Source organism: Variovorax paradoxus (assembly GCF_040544635.1).
Lineage (GTDB): Bacteria > Pseudomonadota > Gammaproteobacteria > Burkholderiales > Burkholderiaceae_C > Variovorax > Variovorax paradoxus_R.
The window spans coordinates 95,716-111,740 of the sequence record NZ_JBEPKJ010000010.1; the positions used below are offsets into that span (position 1 = coordinate 95,716).

Annotated in this window: 11 protein-coding genes; 4 read left to right on the forward strand and 7 right to left on the reverse strand. The window is 64.8% G+C overall.

What is annotated here, in order from left to right; all coding sequences use genetic code 11:
- Positions 1-63: 63 nt before the first annotated feature.
- Both ABIC94_RS17690 and ABIC94_RS17695 read right to left on the reverse strand, forming a co-directional pair.
- Positions 64-2,016: a propionate--CoA ligase gene (locus ABIC94_RS17690; protein ID WP_354374465.1), complete on the reverse strand. Its 1,953-nt coding sequence runs from the start codon at positions 2,014-2,016 to the stop codon at positions 64-66.
- Positions 2,017-2,149: 133 nt separating this feature from the next.
- Positions 2,150-2,752, reverse strand: a complete 603-nt coding sequence (locus ABIC94_RS17695) for an isochorismatase family protein (protein WP_354374302.1) — start codon at positions 2,750-2,752, stop codon at positions 2,150-2,152.
- 75 nt (positions 2,753-2,827) lie between these two features.
- Between ABIC94_RS17695 and ABIC94_RS17700 the strand changes: the two genes are divergently transcribed.
- Positions 2,828-3,637 (forward strand): alpha/beta hydrolase, encoded by an 810-nt coding sequence (locus tag ABIC94_RS17700; protein ID WP_354374303.1) that lies wholly within the window; start codon positions 2,828-2,830, stop codon positions 3,635-3,637.
- 16 nt (positions 3,638-3,653) lie between these two features.
- Here the strand turns inward: ABIC94_RS17700 and ABIC94_RS17705 are convergent, their stop codons facing one another.
- A complete protein-coding gene (locus tag ABIC94_RS17705; protein WP_354374304.1) occupies positions 3,654-4,784 on the reverse strand; it encodes a PQQ-dependent sugar dehydrogenase in 1,131 nt (376 codons plus the stop codon).
- A gap of 241 nt (positions 4,785-5,025) precedes the next feature.
- Between ABIC94_RS17705 and ABIC94_RS17710 the strand changes: the two genes are divergently transcribed.
- Positions 5,026-5,610 carry a C40 family peptidase gene (locus ABIC94_RS17710; RefSeq protein ID WP_354374305.1) on the forward strand — a complete coding sequence of 195 codons (585 nt, stop codon included), beginning with the start codon at positions 5,026-5,028 and terminating at the stop codon, positions 5,608-5,610.
- Positions 5,611-5,712: 102 nt separating this feature from the next.
- On the opposite strand, the gene lpdA is transcribed toward ABIC94_RS17710, so the two are convergent.
- The 4 genes from lpdA to aceE all read right to left on the reverse strand — a co-directional run bounded on the left by lpdA (position 5,713) and on the right by aceE (position 12,626).
- A complete protein-coding gene (lpdA, locus tag ABIC94_RS17715) occupies positions 5,713-7,533 on the reverse strand; it encodes a dihydrolipoyl dehydrogenase (RefSeq protein ID WP_354374306.1) in 1,821 nt (606 codons plus the stop codon).
- Positions 7,530-8,123, reverse strand: coding sequence for an MFS transporter (locus tag ABIC94_RS17720; protein WP_354374307.1), 594 nt, complete (start codon positions 8,121-8,123; stop codon positions 7,530-7,532). Before ABIC94_RS17720 ends, lpdA begins: the two co-directional genes overlap by 4 nt.
- A 70-nt stretch (positions 8,124-8,193) precedes the next feature.
- Complete coding sequence (aceF, locus tag ABIC94_RS17725) at positions 8,194-9,861, reverse strand: dihydrolipoyllysine-residue acetyltransferase (protein ID WP_354374308.1); 1,668 nt, start codon at positions 9,859-9,861, stop codon at positions 8,194-8,196.
- A gap of 50 nt (positions 9,862-9,911) precedes the next feature.
- Positions 9,912-12,626 carry a pyruvate dehydrogenase (acetyl-transferring), homodimeric type gene (gene aceE / locus ABIC94_RS17730; protein WP_354374309.1) on the reverse strand — a complete coding sequence of 905 codons (2,715 nt, stop codon included), beginning with the start codon at positions 12,624-12,626 and terminating at the stop codon, positions 9,912-9,914.
- 216 nt (positions 12,627-12,842) lie between these two features.
- On the opposite strand from aceE, the gene ABIC94_RS17735 reads away from it, so the two are divergent.
- Positions 12,843-15,383, forward strand: a complete 2,541-nt coding sequence (locus ABIC94_RS17735; RefSeq protein WP_354374310.1) for a PAS domain-containing sensor histidine kinase — start codon at positions 12,843-12,845, stop codon at positions 15,381-15,383.
- Positions 15,380-16,012 carry a response regulator transcription factor gene (locus tag ABIC94_RS17740; protein WP_354374311.1) on the forward strand — a complete coding sequence of 211 codons (633 nt, stop codon included), beginning with the start codon at positions 15,380-15,382 and terminating at the stop codon, positions 16,010-16,012. Before ABIC94_RS17735 ends, ABIC94_RS17740 begins: the two co-directional genes overlap by 4 nt.
- The last annotated feature ends 13 nt before the right edge of the window (positions 16,013-16,025 follow it).

Sequence of the window (16,025 nt, forward strand, 5' to 3'; positions counted from 1 at the left end):
GGCATTGTGCCACGTCAGACATATGACGGTTCGACGCAACTTTGCAAGATTGCTCTTGCTCATTCAGTCAGAAGAAAGTAGCTGTTTGATCTGCTGCAGCGTGGCGGGGTCGTCGATGGTGGTCAGGTCGCCCGGGTCCCGCCGCTCGCATACCGCCTGGATGGCGCGCCGCAGCAACTTGCCGCTGCGGGTCTTGGGCAGCCCGTTCACGAAGCGCACGCGTGCCGGCCGCGCCAGGGCGCCGAGCTGGTCGGCCACCACTTTCATGATTTCGCCTTCCAGCTTCAGCGCCGTGTCGGCGTCGGTGATCGCCCTGCCGTCCCTCGGCACGACGAAAGCCATGGCAACCTGGCCCTTGAGCGCGTCGGCCACGCCGACCACCGCCACCTCGGCCACGCCGGCGTGGCCCGAAATGCTCTCCTCGATCTCGCGCGTGCCGAGGCGATGGCCGGCCACGTTGATGACGTCGTCGGTACGGCCGAGGATGTAGAAGTAGCCGTCTTCGTCGCGAATGCCCCAGTCGAAGGTCGAATAGACCATCTTGCCGGGCACGCTCTTCCAGTAGGTGTCGACGAAGCGCTCGTCGTCTTTCCACACCGTTTGCATGAAGCCCGGCGGCGTGGGGCCCTCGATCACGACCACGCCCTTCTCGTTGGCACCCGTCAGTTCCTCGCCGGTGGCTTCGTGCAGGATCTTCACGCGAAAGCCGTACATCGGCACGCCGGGGCTGCCGAACTTGCTGGGCTTTTTCTCGACGCCATTGGCAATGGTGATGATCGGCCAGCCCGATTCCGTCTGCCAGTAGTTGTCGATGATCGGCACGCCCAGCCCCTCGCTGATCCAGCGTGCGGTGGGCTCGTCGAGCGGCTCGCCCGCCAGGAACAGCGCGCGCAGGCTCGACAGGTCGTATTTCTTGAGCAGCGCCGGGTCTTGCTTCTTGAGCACGCGCACCGCGGTGGGCGCGCTGAACATCACCGTCACCTTGTACTTTTCGACCAGGCGCCACCAGATGCCGCCGTCGGGCTGCCTGTCGATGCCCTGCGTGGGCAGGCCCTCGTACATGAGAGTGGCCATGCCGGCGATCAGCGGCCCGTAGACGATGTAGCTGTGGCCCACCACCCAGCCGATATCGCTGGTCGAAAAATAGGTTTCGCCCGGCCGGCCATCGAAGATGTGCTTCATGCTGGCGGCCAGCGCCACCGCATAGCCGCCCACGTCGCGCTGCACGCCCTTGGGCTTGCCGGTGGTGCCGCTGGTATAGATGGTGTAGCTGATGTCGGTGGCGGCCAGCCAGGTGCACGGCACCTCGGTGTCGCGATGCTTCAGGTTCAGCTCGGCAGCCAGATGGTCGCGGCCGGCAGTCAGCGCCATGGGCGCAAGGCCGCGGTCGGTCAGCAGCACGGCCGGCGGCTTGTGCTTCGAAATCCGGATGGCCTCGTCGAGCAGCGGCTTGTACGCAATGACCTTGCCGCCGCGTGAACCGGCGTCCGCGCTCACGACCACCTTGGGCTCGGCGTCCTCGATGCGCGAGGCCAGCGAGCCGCTGGCGAAACCGCCGAAGACCACGCAATGGATCGCGCCGATCCGCGCGCAGGCCAGCATCGCGAACGCAGCCTCCGGAATCATCGGCATGTAGATGAGCACGCGATCGCCCTTGCCCACCCCCAGCTCGACCAGGCTGGCCGCGGTGCGCTGCACCTCGGCATGCAGCTCGCGGAAGCTGTAGGTTCTTTCCGTGCCGGTTTCGGTCGACACGAAAATCAATGCAGGCTGGTCGCCACGCGCGGCCAAGTGCCGGTCGACGGCGTTGTGGCACAGGTTGGTGGTTCCATCCACGAACCATCGGGCAAACGGCGGCTGGCTCGCGTCCAGTATCTGGGTCGGAGGCGTCTGCCAGTCGATCAGCCTGGCCTGCTCGGCCCAGAACGCCTCGGGCGTATCGACCGACTGGCGATAGAACTTTTCGTAGCGGCTCATCTGCGATGTCTCCTGGTTATGGAAATCAGTTCCGGCGATCAGCGCCGCCTAAAACTGAATTCATAATTATGGAGACTGATCTTGCAACAAGCTGACGGGCCGAACAATCGGGTTTCGCCCCGTTGGCCCCGTTGGCCCGGTTCGAGCCCGGTTCAGCGTAAATGCAAAGCTGCTATCGAACGATCTTCAGCAGTTCGGGAAATGCAGGGTGCTCCGCCGTCCGCAGCCATTCGAAGGCGACCATTTCGGTGGTCACCAGCTCGGCGCCTGCGCCGGCCAGCCGGTCGAAGGCCGCGTCGCGGTTGCGTTCGGTGCGAGAGCTGCAGGCGTCGGTCACCACCCACACTTCGAATTCGTCTTCAAGAAGATCGAGCGCGGTCTGCAGCAGGCAGACATGCGCTTCGCAGCCGGCGATCACAATGGTGTTGCGCTCTTCGGCCGCGGCAGCGGGCTTCTGCAGGTGCTTCGGCAGGCTGCGGGCATTGCCCTGTGGCGCCTTGGCCGGCACGCGCAACCATTCGCCGAGGCCCTCCTCCATGCCGCTGAAATGCATCTTGGGCAAGGTTCGCTGGTACAGCGCCCGAACGTCGGGCACGGTCTCGCCGAGCTTCGAGGGGTTGTGCTCGGTGCCCCAGACCGGCACCTCGAACAGGCGCGCCATCTTGCCCAGACGCACGGCGTTCTGCACCACGGCATCGGCCTCGAAGATCGCAGGCATCAGCTGCGCCTGGTAGTCGACCAGCACGAGTTGGGATTGCGAGGCGTCGAGCAGCATGAACTGATTCTTTCAAATGGAAATTGATTGGGCTAGACCGTACCACTGAAAAGCCGTGCACCTAGACTCCGCCGGATGCGGATCTTTTCGACATGGCGCCGTCCGACCGGGCGCCACCTCCCGGTTCTGAGCCTTTGCGCGGCGCTTCTCATCGCCGGCTGCGGTGGCCTGCGCACGGCCAAGGCGCCGCTGGAGAGCACGCTCGAAAAGAGCACCTGCACGCCAAATGCCGACACGCTGCTGGTGCTGCTGCCCGGCGCGTACTCCCACCCCGACGAATTCACGCGCGAAGGCTTCGTCAAGGCGCTGAACGACAACAGGCTCGCGGTGGACGTGATGCGGGTCGATGCGCACCTCGGCTACTACAACAACAAGACCATCCTCGACCGCCTGAGCGAGGACGTGATGGCACCGGCACGCAGCAAGGGCTACAAATCGGTCTGGATCGTCGGCATCTCGGTCGGCGGTTTCGGTGGGCTGCTCTATGCACAGACCCACCCCGGCGAACTCGCAGGCCTCGTGGCCATCGCGCCCTATCTCGGAGAACGCCCGCTCAGCGCCGACATCGCCAATGCAGGCGGCGTGGCCCGCTGGACCGGGCCGCTGGGCGATCCACCGGGCAGCGATCCGCGAGCACCGAACGAGACCCAGCTTTGGCAATGGTTGCGCGGCTATGTCGGTACCAGCGCCACTTTCGGTGCGCGCCCGCCGCTCTACCTGGGCTACGGCGTCGACGACCGCTTTGCTTTCAGCCACCGGTTGCTGGCCGCGGCGCTGCCCGCAGACCGCGTGTTCACGACAGAAGGCGGGCACGATTGGCCCGAGTGGATGCAGCTGTGGCGCCGCATGCTGCCGACATTGCCTCTGCCGGGCTGCCCCGGCTGAAGTCGGAGCCGCTGCCTCAGTTCGGCCGCAAGCGCAGCAGCTTGCCGTCGGATTCGTCGGTCAGCACATACAGCAAGCCATCCGGCCCCTGCTTCACATCGCGAATGCGCGACCTGCCGTCGGCCAGCAGCTTGTGCTCGGCAACCACCTTGCCGTCCTTCAGTTCGATGCGGTCGAGATAGCCGAACTTGAGCGACCCGACGAACAGGTTGCCTTTCCACCCCGCGCCGTAGCGGTCGCTGGTCAGAAAGGCCATGCCCGATGGCGCTATCGACGGCACCCAATAGTGCAGCGGCTGCTCCATGCCGTCCTTGGCCGTGATGCCGTCGCCGATCTTGCCGCCCCCATAGTTTTCACCGTAGGTGATCACCGGCCAGCCGTAGTTGCGGCCGGCCTGCGGAACATTGATTTCGTCGCCGCCCTGCGGGCCATGCTCGGTCATCCAGAAACGGCCGTCCGGCGCGAGCGCCGCGCCCTGGCCGTTGCGATGGCCGTAGCTCCAGATTTCAGGCAACGCACCTGCCCTGCCGACAAACGGGTTGTCCTTGGGCGCCGTGCCGTCTTTGGCAATGCGCACGACTTTCCCGATGTGGCTGTCGAGCTTCTGCGCGTCTTCCTTGCGGCCGAACCGGTCGCCGAGCGTGAGAAACAGCGTGCCGTCGCGCGCCTCGACGATGCGGCAGCCGAAATGGTTGCGGCTGGCCACCTTGGGTTGCTGGCTGAAGATGATCCGCAGGTTCTCCAGCTTCGCGCCGTCTTCGGAGAGTTGCGCACGGGCCAGCGCAGTGCTGTTGGCGGAGCCCCCTGCCTGGGATTCGGAAAAACAGAAGTACAGCGTGCGGTTCTTTTCGAAGGCTGAATCCGCCAGCACGTCGAGCAGGCCGCCCTGGCCGCCTGCCGCGATGGCGGGCAGTCCGGTCACCGGCGCGCTGATTTTTCCGTCCGCGGCAATTACCCGCAAACGGCCGGCACGCTCGGTTACTGCAAAACGGCCATCCGGCAGAAAGGCCACGCCCCATGGATTCTCAAGACCGGACGAAATGGTCTCAGGGCGTATCTGCGCTACAACGGTGCCCGCGAGCGCCAACCCGAAGAAGACAGCAGCGCGCGCCGTCAGCCGAAAGTTCGATCCGATTTGCAAGTTCATGACTTTTCCGTGAAGTTGCAGCAATCTTGCGAGATTTTGTCGACAAAATCCAAGCCATTGACTGATTCACCTTTCGTGCGGAGGTCCATTTACGGGCAATCGCTTATGGTTCATAAAGGTCGGCCGTTACATTTTTTCTTCAACCAAATCGAAAAATTTCAAACAAATCAAGCATTTGCAGATACATTCGCCAATTCAGATGAGGTTGACATAACCGCGCGTCATCAATATCCTACGCGCCATGCGTTTTTTCGTCCTACCCGCTTCCCTCCTGTTTGCCGTCGCCGTCCAGGCCGCTCCTCAACAGGACCGAACCGATGACGAACTGGCCCGCCTCCTTGCCGACAAGGGCCTGATCGGACAACTTCAGCAGGTTCGCCAAACCGTCACCGAACGGACTTCCGATCTGGTGGTCACCGCCATCGGCTTCCTTGGCGTTCCCTATCGCCGCGGCGGCAATACGGCGGAGTCCGGCTTCGATTGCAGCGGCTTCGTTCGTGCCATGTACAACCAGACGGTCGGCCATTTGCTGCCCCGCCGTGCCGAGGAACAAGCGGCCGCCACCGAGAAGATCGACCGCAGCCAGCTCAAGCCGGGCGACCTCGTTTTCTTCAACACCATGCGCCGCGCCTTCAGCCATGTCGGCATCTATGTCGGCGAAGGCAAGTTCATCCATTCGCCGCGCACCGGCGCTCAGGTGCGGGTGGAAGACATGAACGGCAGCTACTGGAGCCGCCGCTTCGATGGCGCACGCCGCGTGCTGGGCGGCGCACCGAATGACGACGTCAAGGCCGCGGCCGTCGCCGCGACCCGCACCGGCGACTGAGCCGTCTTCCATCAGGACAATAAAAAATCCCGCCGCGGCGGGATTTTTTTATGGCCGCTCCAATTGCTCGAAAGCGGCACGACCGATTGATTCAGGGCCTCCTCAGGCCTTCTTCGCCGGCGGCAGGTCGGTACAGGTGCCGTGCGCCACCTCGGCCGCCATGCCAATGCTCTCGCCCAGCGTAGGGTGCGGGTGAATGGTCTTGCCGATGTCGATTTCGTCGGCGCCCATTTCGATGGCCAGTGCAATCTCGCCAATCATGTCACCGGCGTGCGTGCCGACGATGCCGCCGCCCAGGATGCGGTGGGTCTCCGCGTCGAACAGCAGCTTGGTAAAGCCCTCGTCGCGGCCGTTGGCGATGGCGCGGCCCGAAGCGGTCCACGGGAAGTGGCCCTTCTTGATCTTGATGCCTTCGGCCTTGGCCTGGTCTTCGGTGAGGCCCACCCACGCCACCTCCGGGTCGGTGTAGGCCACGCTCGGGATCACGCGGGCGTTGAAGGCGGCGCTCGAGAGCTCCTTGTCGCCCTTCTGTTCGCCGGCGATCACCTCGGCCGCCACATGCGCCTCGTGCACCGCCTTGTGCGCCAGCATGGGCTGGCCCACGATGTCGCCGATGGCGAAGATGTGCGGCACGTTGGTGCGCATCTGGATGTCGACCGGAATGAAGCCGCGGTCGCTCACCGTGATGCCGGCCTTCTCGGCGCTGATCTTCTTGCCGTTCGGGCTGCGGCCCACGGCCTGCAGCACCAGGTCGTACACCTGCGGCTCCTTCGGTGCCTGCTCGCCTTCGAAGGTGACCTTGATGCCCTCCTTCGTGGCTTCGGCGCCGACCGTCTTGGTCTTGAGCATGATGTTGTCGAAGCGCGGTGCGTTCATCTTCTGCCACACCTTCACCAGGTCGCGGTCTGCGCCCTGCATCAGGCCGTCGAGCATCTCGACCACGTCGAGGCGTGCACCCAACGTCGAGTACACCGTGCCCATTTCGAGGCCGATGATGCCGCCGCCCAGGATCAGCATGCGCTTGGGGTCGGTGCCCATTTCGAGCGCGCCGGTGGAATCGACCACGCGCGGGTCCTTCGGCATGAAAGGCAGGCTCACGGCCTGCGAGCCGGCCGCGATGATGGCGTTGCGGAACTTGACGGTCTGCTTCTTGCCCGTGGTGTCCCAGCTGGTGCCGGAGGTCTCTTCCACTTCCAGGTGGTACGGGTCGATGAAATTGCCGACGCCGCGCAGCACCGTCACCTTGCGCATCTTGGCCATGGCCGTGAGGCCGCCGGTGAGCTTGCCCACCACCTTGTTCTTGTGGCCGAGCAGCTTGGCGCGATCGACCGTGGGCGCGGCAAAGCTCACGCCCAGGTCGGCGAAGTGCTTCACTTCGTCCATGACCGAGGCCACATGCAGCAGCGCCTTCGAGGGGATGCAGCCCACGTTGAGGCACACGCCGCCGAGCGTGGCGTAGCGTTCGATCAGCACGACCTTCAGCCCGAGGTCGGCCGCGCGGAATGCGGCCGAGTAGCCGCCCGGGCCGGCACCGAGCACGACGACATCGCACTCGACATCGACCTTGCCGCCGTAGGTGGAGGCCACGGGCGCTGCGGCGGGAGTCGGTGCGGGAGCCGCCTTGGGTGCGGGTGAAGCTGCTGCCGGCGCCGGTGCGGTGGCTGCCGGCGCGGGCGCCGCGGCACCGTCGACCTCCAGCGCCAGCACCACCGAGCCCTCTTTCACCTTGTCGCCCACCTTCACCGCCAGCGCTTTCACCACGCCGGCTGCTGACGATGGAATTTCCATCGAGGCCTTGTCCGATTCGACAGTGATCAGCGACTGCTCGGCCTTGACCGTGTCGCCGACATTGACCAGCACCTCGATCACCGCGACTTCGTCGAAGTCGCCGATGTCCGGCACTTTGATTTGTTGTTCGCTCATTTGGACACTTTCAGTTTGAGTGTGAGAACGTCGACCGGTGGGGCCGAATTGCGATCGAATTCGCAGGCGGCGGCGATTCCCGCCTCCGCCACGTCGCGCGCGGTGCGCAACTTGATGTCATAGGCCGCGTGCATGGCGCCGAGCGCAAAGCTGCGTCCCGAGCCGATGGCCCAGAACTGCTTGAACTCGAACACCTCGCGGTAGCTGTAGATGCCATAGATGCCGCTGGCATTTGCCATCAGCATCGTGAACTGGCTCGACTCGTAGGGCTCGTGCTCGTCTTCCTTGGTCTGCATGAAGAACGAGTCCTTGAGCACCGGGTGCAGCAGCGTGAAGGTGCGGAAGATCTCGTGCTTGCTGCCGAACAGCAGCGCCTCGCGCGGCTGCGCGGCCAGCGCATGCTGCAGCACCAGGAAGTGCGCGGCGGCCCCGGCCACGGCAAAGAGGCTCTGCCCCGCCGCATCGTCGATGGTGAAGATCTTCTGGTTCGCCTCGGCGCGGTGCGAGAGCCGCGTGTCGCCGAAGGTCACCAGGGAATCCGCCGCCATCGCGACCTGGCCGCCTTTGCGGACGGCCACTACCGTGGTCATAGCGCCTCCCGCCGGGCCGCCCCAAGGGAGGCGCCGCCCTCAGGGGGGAGCACCGCAGGTGCTCGGGGGGTCATAGAAGAATACGGCGATAGTCCGCGAGCACCTGGCCCAGGTAGGCGTTGAAGCGCGCAGCCAGGGCACCATCGATCACGCGGTGGTCGTACGACAGCGACAGCGGCAGCGTCAGGCGCGGCACGAACTGCTTGCCGTCCCACACCGGCTTCATCTGCCCCTTCGAGAGGCCGAGGATGGCCACTTCGGGGGCATTGATGATGGGCGTGAAGTGCGTGCCGCCGATGCCGCCGAGCGAGCTGATCGACATGCAGCCGCCCTGCATGTCGGCCGAGCCGAGCTTGCCGTCGCGCGCCTTCTTGGCGAGTTCGCCCATCTCGGCGCTGATCTGCAGGATGCCCTTCTTGTCGGCATCTTTCAGCACCGGCACCACGAGCCCGTTGGGCGTGTCGGCCGCAAAGCCGATGTTGTAGTACTGCTTGTAGACGAGCTGGTCGCCGTCGAGGCTGGCGTTGAAATCGGGGAACTTCTTGAGCGCCGCAACCACCGCCTTGATCACGAAGGCGAGCATCGTGACCTTGATGCCCGACTTTTCGTTTTCCTTGTTGGTGGAGACGCGGAAGGCTTCGAGCTCGGTGATGTCGGCTTCGTCGTTGTTGGTGACGTGCGGAATCATCACCCAGTTGCGGTGCAGGTTGGCGCCGCTGAGCTTCTTGATGCGCGACAGGTCCTTGCGCTCGACCGCGCCGAACTTGGTGAAGTCGACCTTGGGCCACGGAATGAGGCCCAGCGCCGCGCCGTCTGCGCCGCCACCGCCGGCCGGCACCTTGGCTGCCGATGCCTTGGTACTGGCCTGGCCGCTCATCACGGCCTTGGTGAAGCCCTGGACGTCTTCCTGGGTGATGCGGCCCTTGGGCCCGGAGCCCTTGACCTCTTCGAGCGGCACGCCCAGTTCGCGCGCGAACTTGCGCACCGAGGGCGAGGCATGCGGCAGGTTGCCGGTGGGCGCCGTGGTGGGATCGTGCGGAGCGGCGGCAGCCGGGCTGGCGGCGGGTGCCGGCGAAGCAGCGGCCGGCGCGGGGGCGCTGGCGGTTGCCGTGGCGGGTGCTGCTGCGGCAGCTTGTGCAGGCGCAGGAGCCGCGGAACCCGCAGCGCCTTCGAGCACGGCAATGAGGTCACCGATGTTGACCGTGTCGCCGACCTTGACCTTGAGCTCCTTGAGCGTGCCGGCAGCCGACGACGGGATTTCCATCGAGGCCTTGTCCGATTCGACCGTGATCAGCGACTGGTCGGCCGCGATCGTGTCGCCGGGCTTCACCAGCAGTTCAATGACCGAAACATCCTTGAAATCGCCGATGTCGGGCACCTTGACCTCGACCGGACCAGAGGCTGCGGGTGCAGCAGCCGGCGCAGCCGCCGCCGCGGCGGGTGCAGGAGCGGCAGCCGCCGGAGCCGGGGCCGCTGCGGGAGCCGGTGCTGCGGCAGCACCCTCCGCCTCGAGCACCAGAACCACGGAGCCCTCTTTCACCTTGCCGCCGACCGCGACCTTGATTTCCTTGACCACACCGGCGGTCGACGAGGGAATTTCCATCGACGCCTTGTCCGATTCCACGGTGATGAGCGACTGCTCGGCCTTGACCGTATCGCCCACCTTCACCAGCACCTCGATCACCGCGACTTCATCGAAATCGCCGATGTCCGGCACCTTGACTTCCACTGCTGCCATATCGTTTGTCTCCCGCCGTGAGGCGCCGTTCGTTCGTTGGTTGTTGATGTTCAAGCGTAAAGCGGGTTGACCTTGTCGACATTGATGCCGTACTTCTTGATCGCCTCGACCACCTTGGCCACCGGCACCGTGCCATCTTCGCTCAGCGCCTTGAGCGCGGCCACCACGATGTAGTGGCGGTTGATCTCGAAGTGCTCGCGCAGCTTGTTGCGGAAGTCGCTGCGGCCGAAGCCGTCGGTGCCCAGCACCTTGTAGTTGCGGCCCTTCGGGAGGAAGGGGCGGATCTGTTCCGCATAGGCCTTCATGTAGTCGGTCGATGCCACCACCGGGCCGGTCGTGGGTGCGAGCTGCTCGGCCACGAAGGGCACGCGCGGGGTCTGGTCCGGGTGCAGCAGGTTCCAGCGGTCGGCGTCCTGGCCGTCACGCGTGAGCTCGTTGAAGCTCGGGCAGCTCCACACGGAAGCCGACACGCCCCAGTCCTTCTCGAGCAGTTCTTGCGCGGCGAAGCTTTCGCGCAGGATGGTGCCGCTGCCCAGCAGTTGCACCGTGGGTGCCTTGGCCTTGAGCGCGGGGCCCTGCTTCGACAGGTACATGCCCTTGATGATCTGCTCTTCGGTGCCGGGCTGCAGGCCGGGCATCGGGTAGTTCTCGTTGAGCAGCGTCAGGTAGTAGTAGACGTTGTCCTGTTTCTCGACCATGCGCTTCAGGCCGTGGTGCAGGATCACGCCCACCTCATGCGCGAAGGTCGGGTCGTAGCTCACGCAGTTGGGAATGGTGTTGGCCAGGATGTGGCTGTGGCCGTCTTCATGCTGCAGGCCTTCGCCGTTGAGCGTGGTGCGCCCCGAGGTGCCGCCCAGCAGGAACCCGCGCGCCTGCATGTCGCCGGCCGCCCAGGCCAGGTCGCCGATGCGCTGGAAGCCGAACATCGAGTAGTACACGTAGAACGGCACCATGATGCGGTTGTTGGTGCTGTACGACGTGGCCGCCGCAATCCAGCTCGACATGCCGCCGGCTTCGTTGATGCCTTCCTGCAGGATCTGGCCGGCCTTGTCTTCCTTGTAGTACATGACCTGGTCCTTATCGACCGGGGTGTACTGCTGGCCTGCGGGGTTGTAGATGCCGATCTGGCGGAACAACCCTTCCATGCCGAAGGTGCGGGCTTCGTCCACCAGGATGGGAACGACGCGCGGGCCCAGCGCCTTGTCGCGCAAAAGCTGCGTGAGGAAGCGCACGTAGGCCTGCGTGGTCGAGATCTCGCGGCCTTCGGCCGTGGGCTCCATCACCGACTTGAAGGTGTCGAGCGACGGCACCGTGAAGCTTTCGTCGGCCTTGGTGCGGCGGTGCGGCAGGTAGCCGCCGAGGGCCTTGCGGCGCTCGTGCAGGTACTTCATTTCCGGCGTGTCGTCGGCCGGCTTGTAGAACGGCAGGTCGGCGATCTTGCTGTCCGGAATCGGAATGTTGAAGCGGTCGCGGAAGGCCATGATGTCCTCGTCGCTGAGCTTCTTGGTCTGGTGGACGTTGTTTTTGCCCTCCCCGATCTTGCCCATGCCGAAGCCCTTGACCGTCTTGATCAGGAGCACCGTCGGCTGGCCCTTGTGCTTCACGGCCGCGTCGAACGCTGCGTAGACCTTCTGCGAGTCGTGGCCGCCGCGGCGCAGCTGCCAGATGTCGTCGTCGCTCATCTTGGACACCATTTCGAGCGTGCGCGGGTCGCGGCCGAAGAAGTGCTTGCGAACGTAGGCGCCGTCGTTGGCCTTGAAGGCCTGGTAGTCGCCGTCGTTGGTTTCCATCATGATCTTGCGCAGCGCACCTTCCTTGTCGCGCGCCAGCAGCTGGTCCCAGCCGCTGCCCCAGATCAGCTTGATGACGTTCCAGCCCGAGCCGCGGAACTCGCCTTCGAGCTCCTGGATGATCTTGCCGTTGCCGCGCACCGGGCCGTCCAGCCGCTGCAGGTTGCAGTTGATGACGAAGACGAGGTTGTCGAGGCCTTCGCGCGCTGCAAGGCCGATGGCACCCATCGATTCGACTTCGTCCATTTCACCGTCGCCGCAGAACACCCAGACCTTGCGGTTTTCGGTGTTGGCGATGCCGCGGGCGTGCAGGTACTTGAGGAAGCGGGCCTGGTAGATGGCCATCAGCGGGCCGAGGCCCATCGAGACGGTGGGGAACTGCCAGAACTCGGGCATCAGCTTCGGATGCGGGTAGCTGGAAAGGCCCTTGCCGTCCACTTCCTGGCGGAAGTTGAGCAATTGCTCTTCGCTCAGGCGGCCTTCGAGGTAGGCGCGCGCATAGATGCCGGGCGAGACGTGGCCCTGGATGTAGAGGCAGTCGCCACCGTGGTTTTCGCTCTCGGCGTGCCAGAAATGGTTGAAGCCGGCGCCGAACATGTTCGCCAGCGAGGCGAAGGAGCCGATGTGGCCGCCGAGGTCGCCGCCTTCGGGGGGATGATGGCGGTTGGCCTTGACCACCATGGCCATGGCGTTCCAGCGCATGTAGGCGCGCAGGCGCTCTTCGATCTCGAGGTTGCCGGGGCAGCGCTCTTCCTGATCGGGCTCGATGGTGTTGACGTAGGCGGTGTTGGCAGAGAACGGCTTGTCGATGCTGTGCTGCCGGGCATGCTCGAGCAACTGCTCGAGAAGGAAGTGAGCCCGCTCAGGGCCCTCGCTCTGGATGACGGAGGACAGTGCATCCATCCATTCACGGGTCTCCTGGGCGTCCGCGTCATTCGCGGCCGAGCCGAACAGGTTCTCGGGATTTGCCGACATGCTTGTCTCTCCTATTAGGGCTGTGGCTGTAATTTAAGTGCGGTCTTCGATAAACGCGGGCGAGTTTCGCATAGAAATGCTTCTATTTCAAATGGCGCATATTCATTTCTTAATGTGATATTCATGATCGGGGCTGTTCTGGCTGCAACCGCGCCGGAACCAATGGCACCGGGCCTTTGGCGCTCTTCGCGGGGGAGCATCCCCTAAACTCGGAAGATGCCTCTTTCCTCTCCGCTGGCGGTGGCCCGCAACGCCGTGAATGCGTCACCTCTTTCCTGGTGGCGCCGCTGGTGGCGCCGGCAAACGCCGGTGCTGCAGGACGCCGTCGCCATGCTCGCGCCCATCGCGGCGGTGCTGCTGTTTCTTGCCGCCATCGTTTCCGCGTTCTGGTATTTGCGCACCGAAGAAGTGGAGCGTGAGCAGGAATCCGTGCGACGGGACGTCGAGTACGCACAGCAGCGCATGCGCCTGCGGCTGCTGGAGCGCCAGGAGCAGCTGATGCGCATTGCGCGCGATGCCTCGAACCGCGAGATCGATCCGGTCGAGTTCGCGAGCCGCGCGGAATCGCTGGTGAGCCAGTTCCCCGAACTGCAAACGGTCACGTGGATCGACGACCGCCGCCGCTTCAAGGCCGGCTATTCCGCGCCGAGCGTGCACCCCGCACAGCAGCACCTCATCGGCGACGTGCTGCGCCCGGGCGACATCGAGAGCAACTATGCGCTGGCACGCGAGCTGCGCCAGCCGGTCTTCTCCCAGCCGGCGGCCGGCGGCGACCCCACGGCGATGCTGCAGTTGCACATTCCCCTTTTCGACCAGGGCCTGTTCGCGGGCGTCGTGCTGGGCGAATTTTCGATTGACGGCCTGCTGCGCTACGGCATGCCATCGGAAGTGCAGGCGCGCTATGCGGTGTCGCTGCTCGACGCCAAGGGCAACCCGATCGCGGGCAACACCGTCAGCGTGAGGGAAGGCGGTACGCGCCTGCTGCCGTGGTCCGAAAGAACCAACGAATACGAAGTGCCGGTGTCGCCGGTGGGCAACGCGCTGGTGCTGCGAGCCCAGGCCTATCGCACCTCGCAAGGGGTGGTCGGCAACGGCTTGTTCTGGCTGGTCTGCGCGCTCAGCGTATTGACCAGCTGGATGCTCATCGGCACTTGGCGGCACACCCGGCGGCGCCAGCAGGCGCAGCAGCGGCTGGTCGCCGAAACCAATTTCCGGCGCGCCATGGAGAACTCCATGCTCACCGGCATGCGCGTGCTCGACCTGCAGGGGCGCATCACCTACGTGAACGCTGCTTTCTGCGCGATGACCGGCTGGAGCGAAGCCGAACTGGTGGGGCAGACGCCACCCTTCCCCTACTGGCTGGAATCAGACCGCGAAGTCATGAACGAGCGGCTCGAGGAAGAACTGCACGGGCGCGCCCTGCCCGGCGGCTTCCAGGTGCGCGTGAAGCGCAAGAACGGCAGCGTGTTCAATGCCCGCCTCTACGTGTCGCCGCTGATCGACGCGCGCGGCCACCAGACGGGCTGGATGACGTCGATGACCGACATCACAGAGCCCACGCGCATCCGCGAGCAGCTGTCGGCTTCTTACGAGCGCTTCACCACGGTGCTGGAAGCGCTCGACGCCGCGGTGTCGGTGGCTCCCATCGGCAGCGAGGAACTGCTGTTCGCGAACAAGCTGTACCGGCTCTGGTTCGGCTCCGACACCGTGGGCCACCTGGGCATGGTGGCGCAGGCCGGCGTGCCGGCCTCCAATGCGCACGACGAAGGCCTGGACGACGTCGATCCCTACGCCGGCCTGCCGATCGACACCCTGACCGCCGCACAGACCGCCAACAACGAAATCTTCGTGCCGCACCTGGGCAAGTGGCTCGAGGTGCGTTCGCGCTATCTCACCTGGGTCGACGGCCGGCTTGCCCAGCTCGTGATTGCCACCGACATCACGCCGCGGCGCGACGCCGAGGAACAAGCTGCCGCGCAGGCCGACCGGGCGCAAGCCGCGAGCCGGCTGATCACGATGGGCGAAATGGCATCCAGCGTGGCGCACGAGCTCAACCAGCCGCTCACGGCCATCACCAACTACTGCAACGGGATGATGTCGCGCATCAAGGGGCAGTCGATCGACACCGAGGCGCTGCTCGCGGCGCTTGAAAAAACGTCCAAGCAGGCGCAGCGCGCGGGCCAGATCATCCAGCGCATCCGCTCCTTCGTGAAGCGCAGCGAGCCCAACCGCACATCCGCCGACGTGGCCGCCATGGTGAGCGAGGCGGTCGAACTGGCGGGCATCGAGCTGCGGCGGCGCAACGTGCGGCTCAACCACTACGTGGCCGCGCGGCTGCCGGTGGTGCGGGTGGACCCCATCCTCATCGAACAGGTGATGGTCAATCTGCTGAAGAACGCAGCCGAGGCCATCGACATTGCCGAGCGCCCGCTCGCGCGCCGGAGCGTGGAGCTGCGCGTGCTGCCCAAGGTGATCGAAGGCCACAACGCCATCGAGTTCTCGGTGCAGGACACCGGCAAGGGTTTGGCACCCGAGGTGATGGACCGGCTGTATGAGGCATTTTTCTCTACCAAGCCGGAAGGCATGGGCATCGGACTGAATCTCTGCCGCACCATCGTCGAGTCGCATCGTGGCCGTATGCAGGCGGAGAACATCTACAATGGCCCGGATGTGATCGGATGCCGTTTTTCCTTCTGGATTCCGGTGTTGGACGCTCCCAGTTCCGTAGCAAGCGACGAGGCAAAGGTACCTGCATGAGTTTGATTCCGAAGAAGGGCACTGTCTATGTCGTCGATGACGACGAGGCCGTAAGAGATTCACTGCAATGGCTGCTCGAGGGCAAGGACTACAGGGTTCGCTGCTTCGATTCCGCCGAGTCCTTTCTTTCCCGATACGACCCGCGCGAAGTCGCCTGTCTGATCGTCGACATTCGCATGGCCGGCATGACCGGTCTCGAACTGCAAGACCGGCTGATCGAGCGGCGCTCCCCGCTGCCCATCGTGGTGATCACCGGCCACGGCGACGTGCCGATGGCGGTCGACAGCATGAAGAAAGGCGCCATGGATTTCATCCAGAAGCCTTTCAACGACGAAGAGCTCGTCGCACTGGTCGAGCGCATGCTCGAACATGCGCGCGGCGCCTTCACCCAGCACCAGCAGTCGGCCAGCCGCGACGCGCTGCTGTCCAAGCTCACCGGCCGCGAAGCCCAGGTGCTCGAGCGCATCGTCGCCGGCCGCCTGAACAAGCAGATTGCCGACGACCTGGGCATCAGCATCAAGACGGTCGAGGCGCACCGCGCCAACATCATGGAAAAGCTCAACGCCAACACCGTGGCCGATCTGCTCAAGATCGCGCTCGGGCAGGCGGTACCCGCAGCCAAGGCCTGAAAACCAGCTATCT

Coding starts and splice junctions, on each gene's coding strand:
- ABIC94_RS17695 (WP_354374302.1), bottom strand. CDS start 2,752: ATGCTGCTCGACGCCTCGCAATCCCAACTCGTGCTGGTCGACTACCAG.
- ABIC94_RS17700 (WP_354374303.1), top strand. CDS start 2,828: ATGCGGATCTTTTCGACATGGCGCCGTCCGACCGGGCGCCACCTCCCG.
- ABIC94_RS17705 (WP_354374304.1), bottom strand. CDS start 4,784: ATGAACTTGCAAATCGGATCGAACTTTCGGCTGACGGCGCGCGCTGCT.
- ABIC94_RS17710 (WP_354374305.1), top strand. CDS start 5,026: ATGCGTTTTTTCGTCCTACCCGCTTCCCTCCTGTTTGCCGTCGCCGTC.
- lpdA (WP_354374306.1), bottom strand. CDS start 7,533: ATGAGCGAACAACAAATCAAAGTGCCGGACATCGGCGACTTCGACGAA.
- ABIC94_RS17720 (WP_354374307.1), bottom strand. CDS start 8,123: ATGACCACGGTAGTGGCCGTCCGCAAAGGCGGCCAGGTCGCGATGGCG.
- aceF (WP_354374308.1), bottom strand. CDS start 9,861: ATGGCAGCAGTGGAAGTCAAGGTGCCGGACATCGGCGATTTCGATGAA.
- aceE (WP_354374309.1), bottom strand. CDS start 12,626: ATGTCGGCAAATCCCGAGAACCTGTTCGGCTCGGCCGCGAATGACGCG.
- ABIC94_RS17735 (WP_354374310.1), top strand. CDS start 12,843: ATGCCTCTTTCCTCTCCGCTGGCGGTGGCCCGCAACGCCGTGAATGCG.
- ABIC94_RS17740 (WP_354374311.1), top strand. CDS start 15,380: ATGAGTTTGATTCCGAAGAAGGGCACTGTCTATGTCGTCGATGACGAC.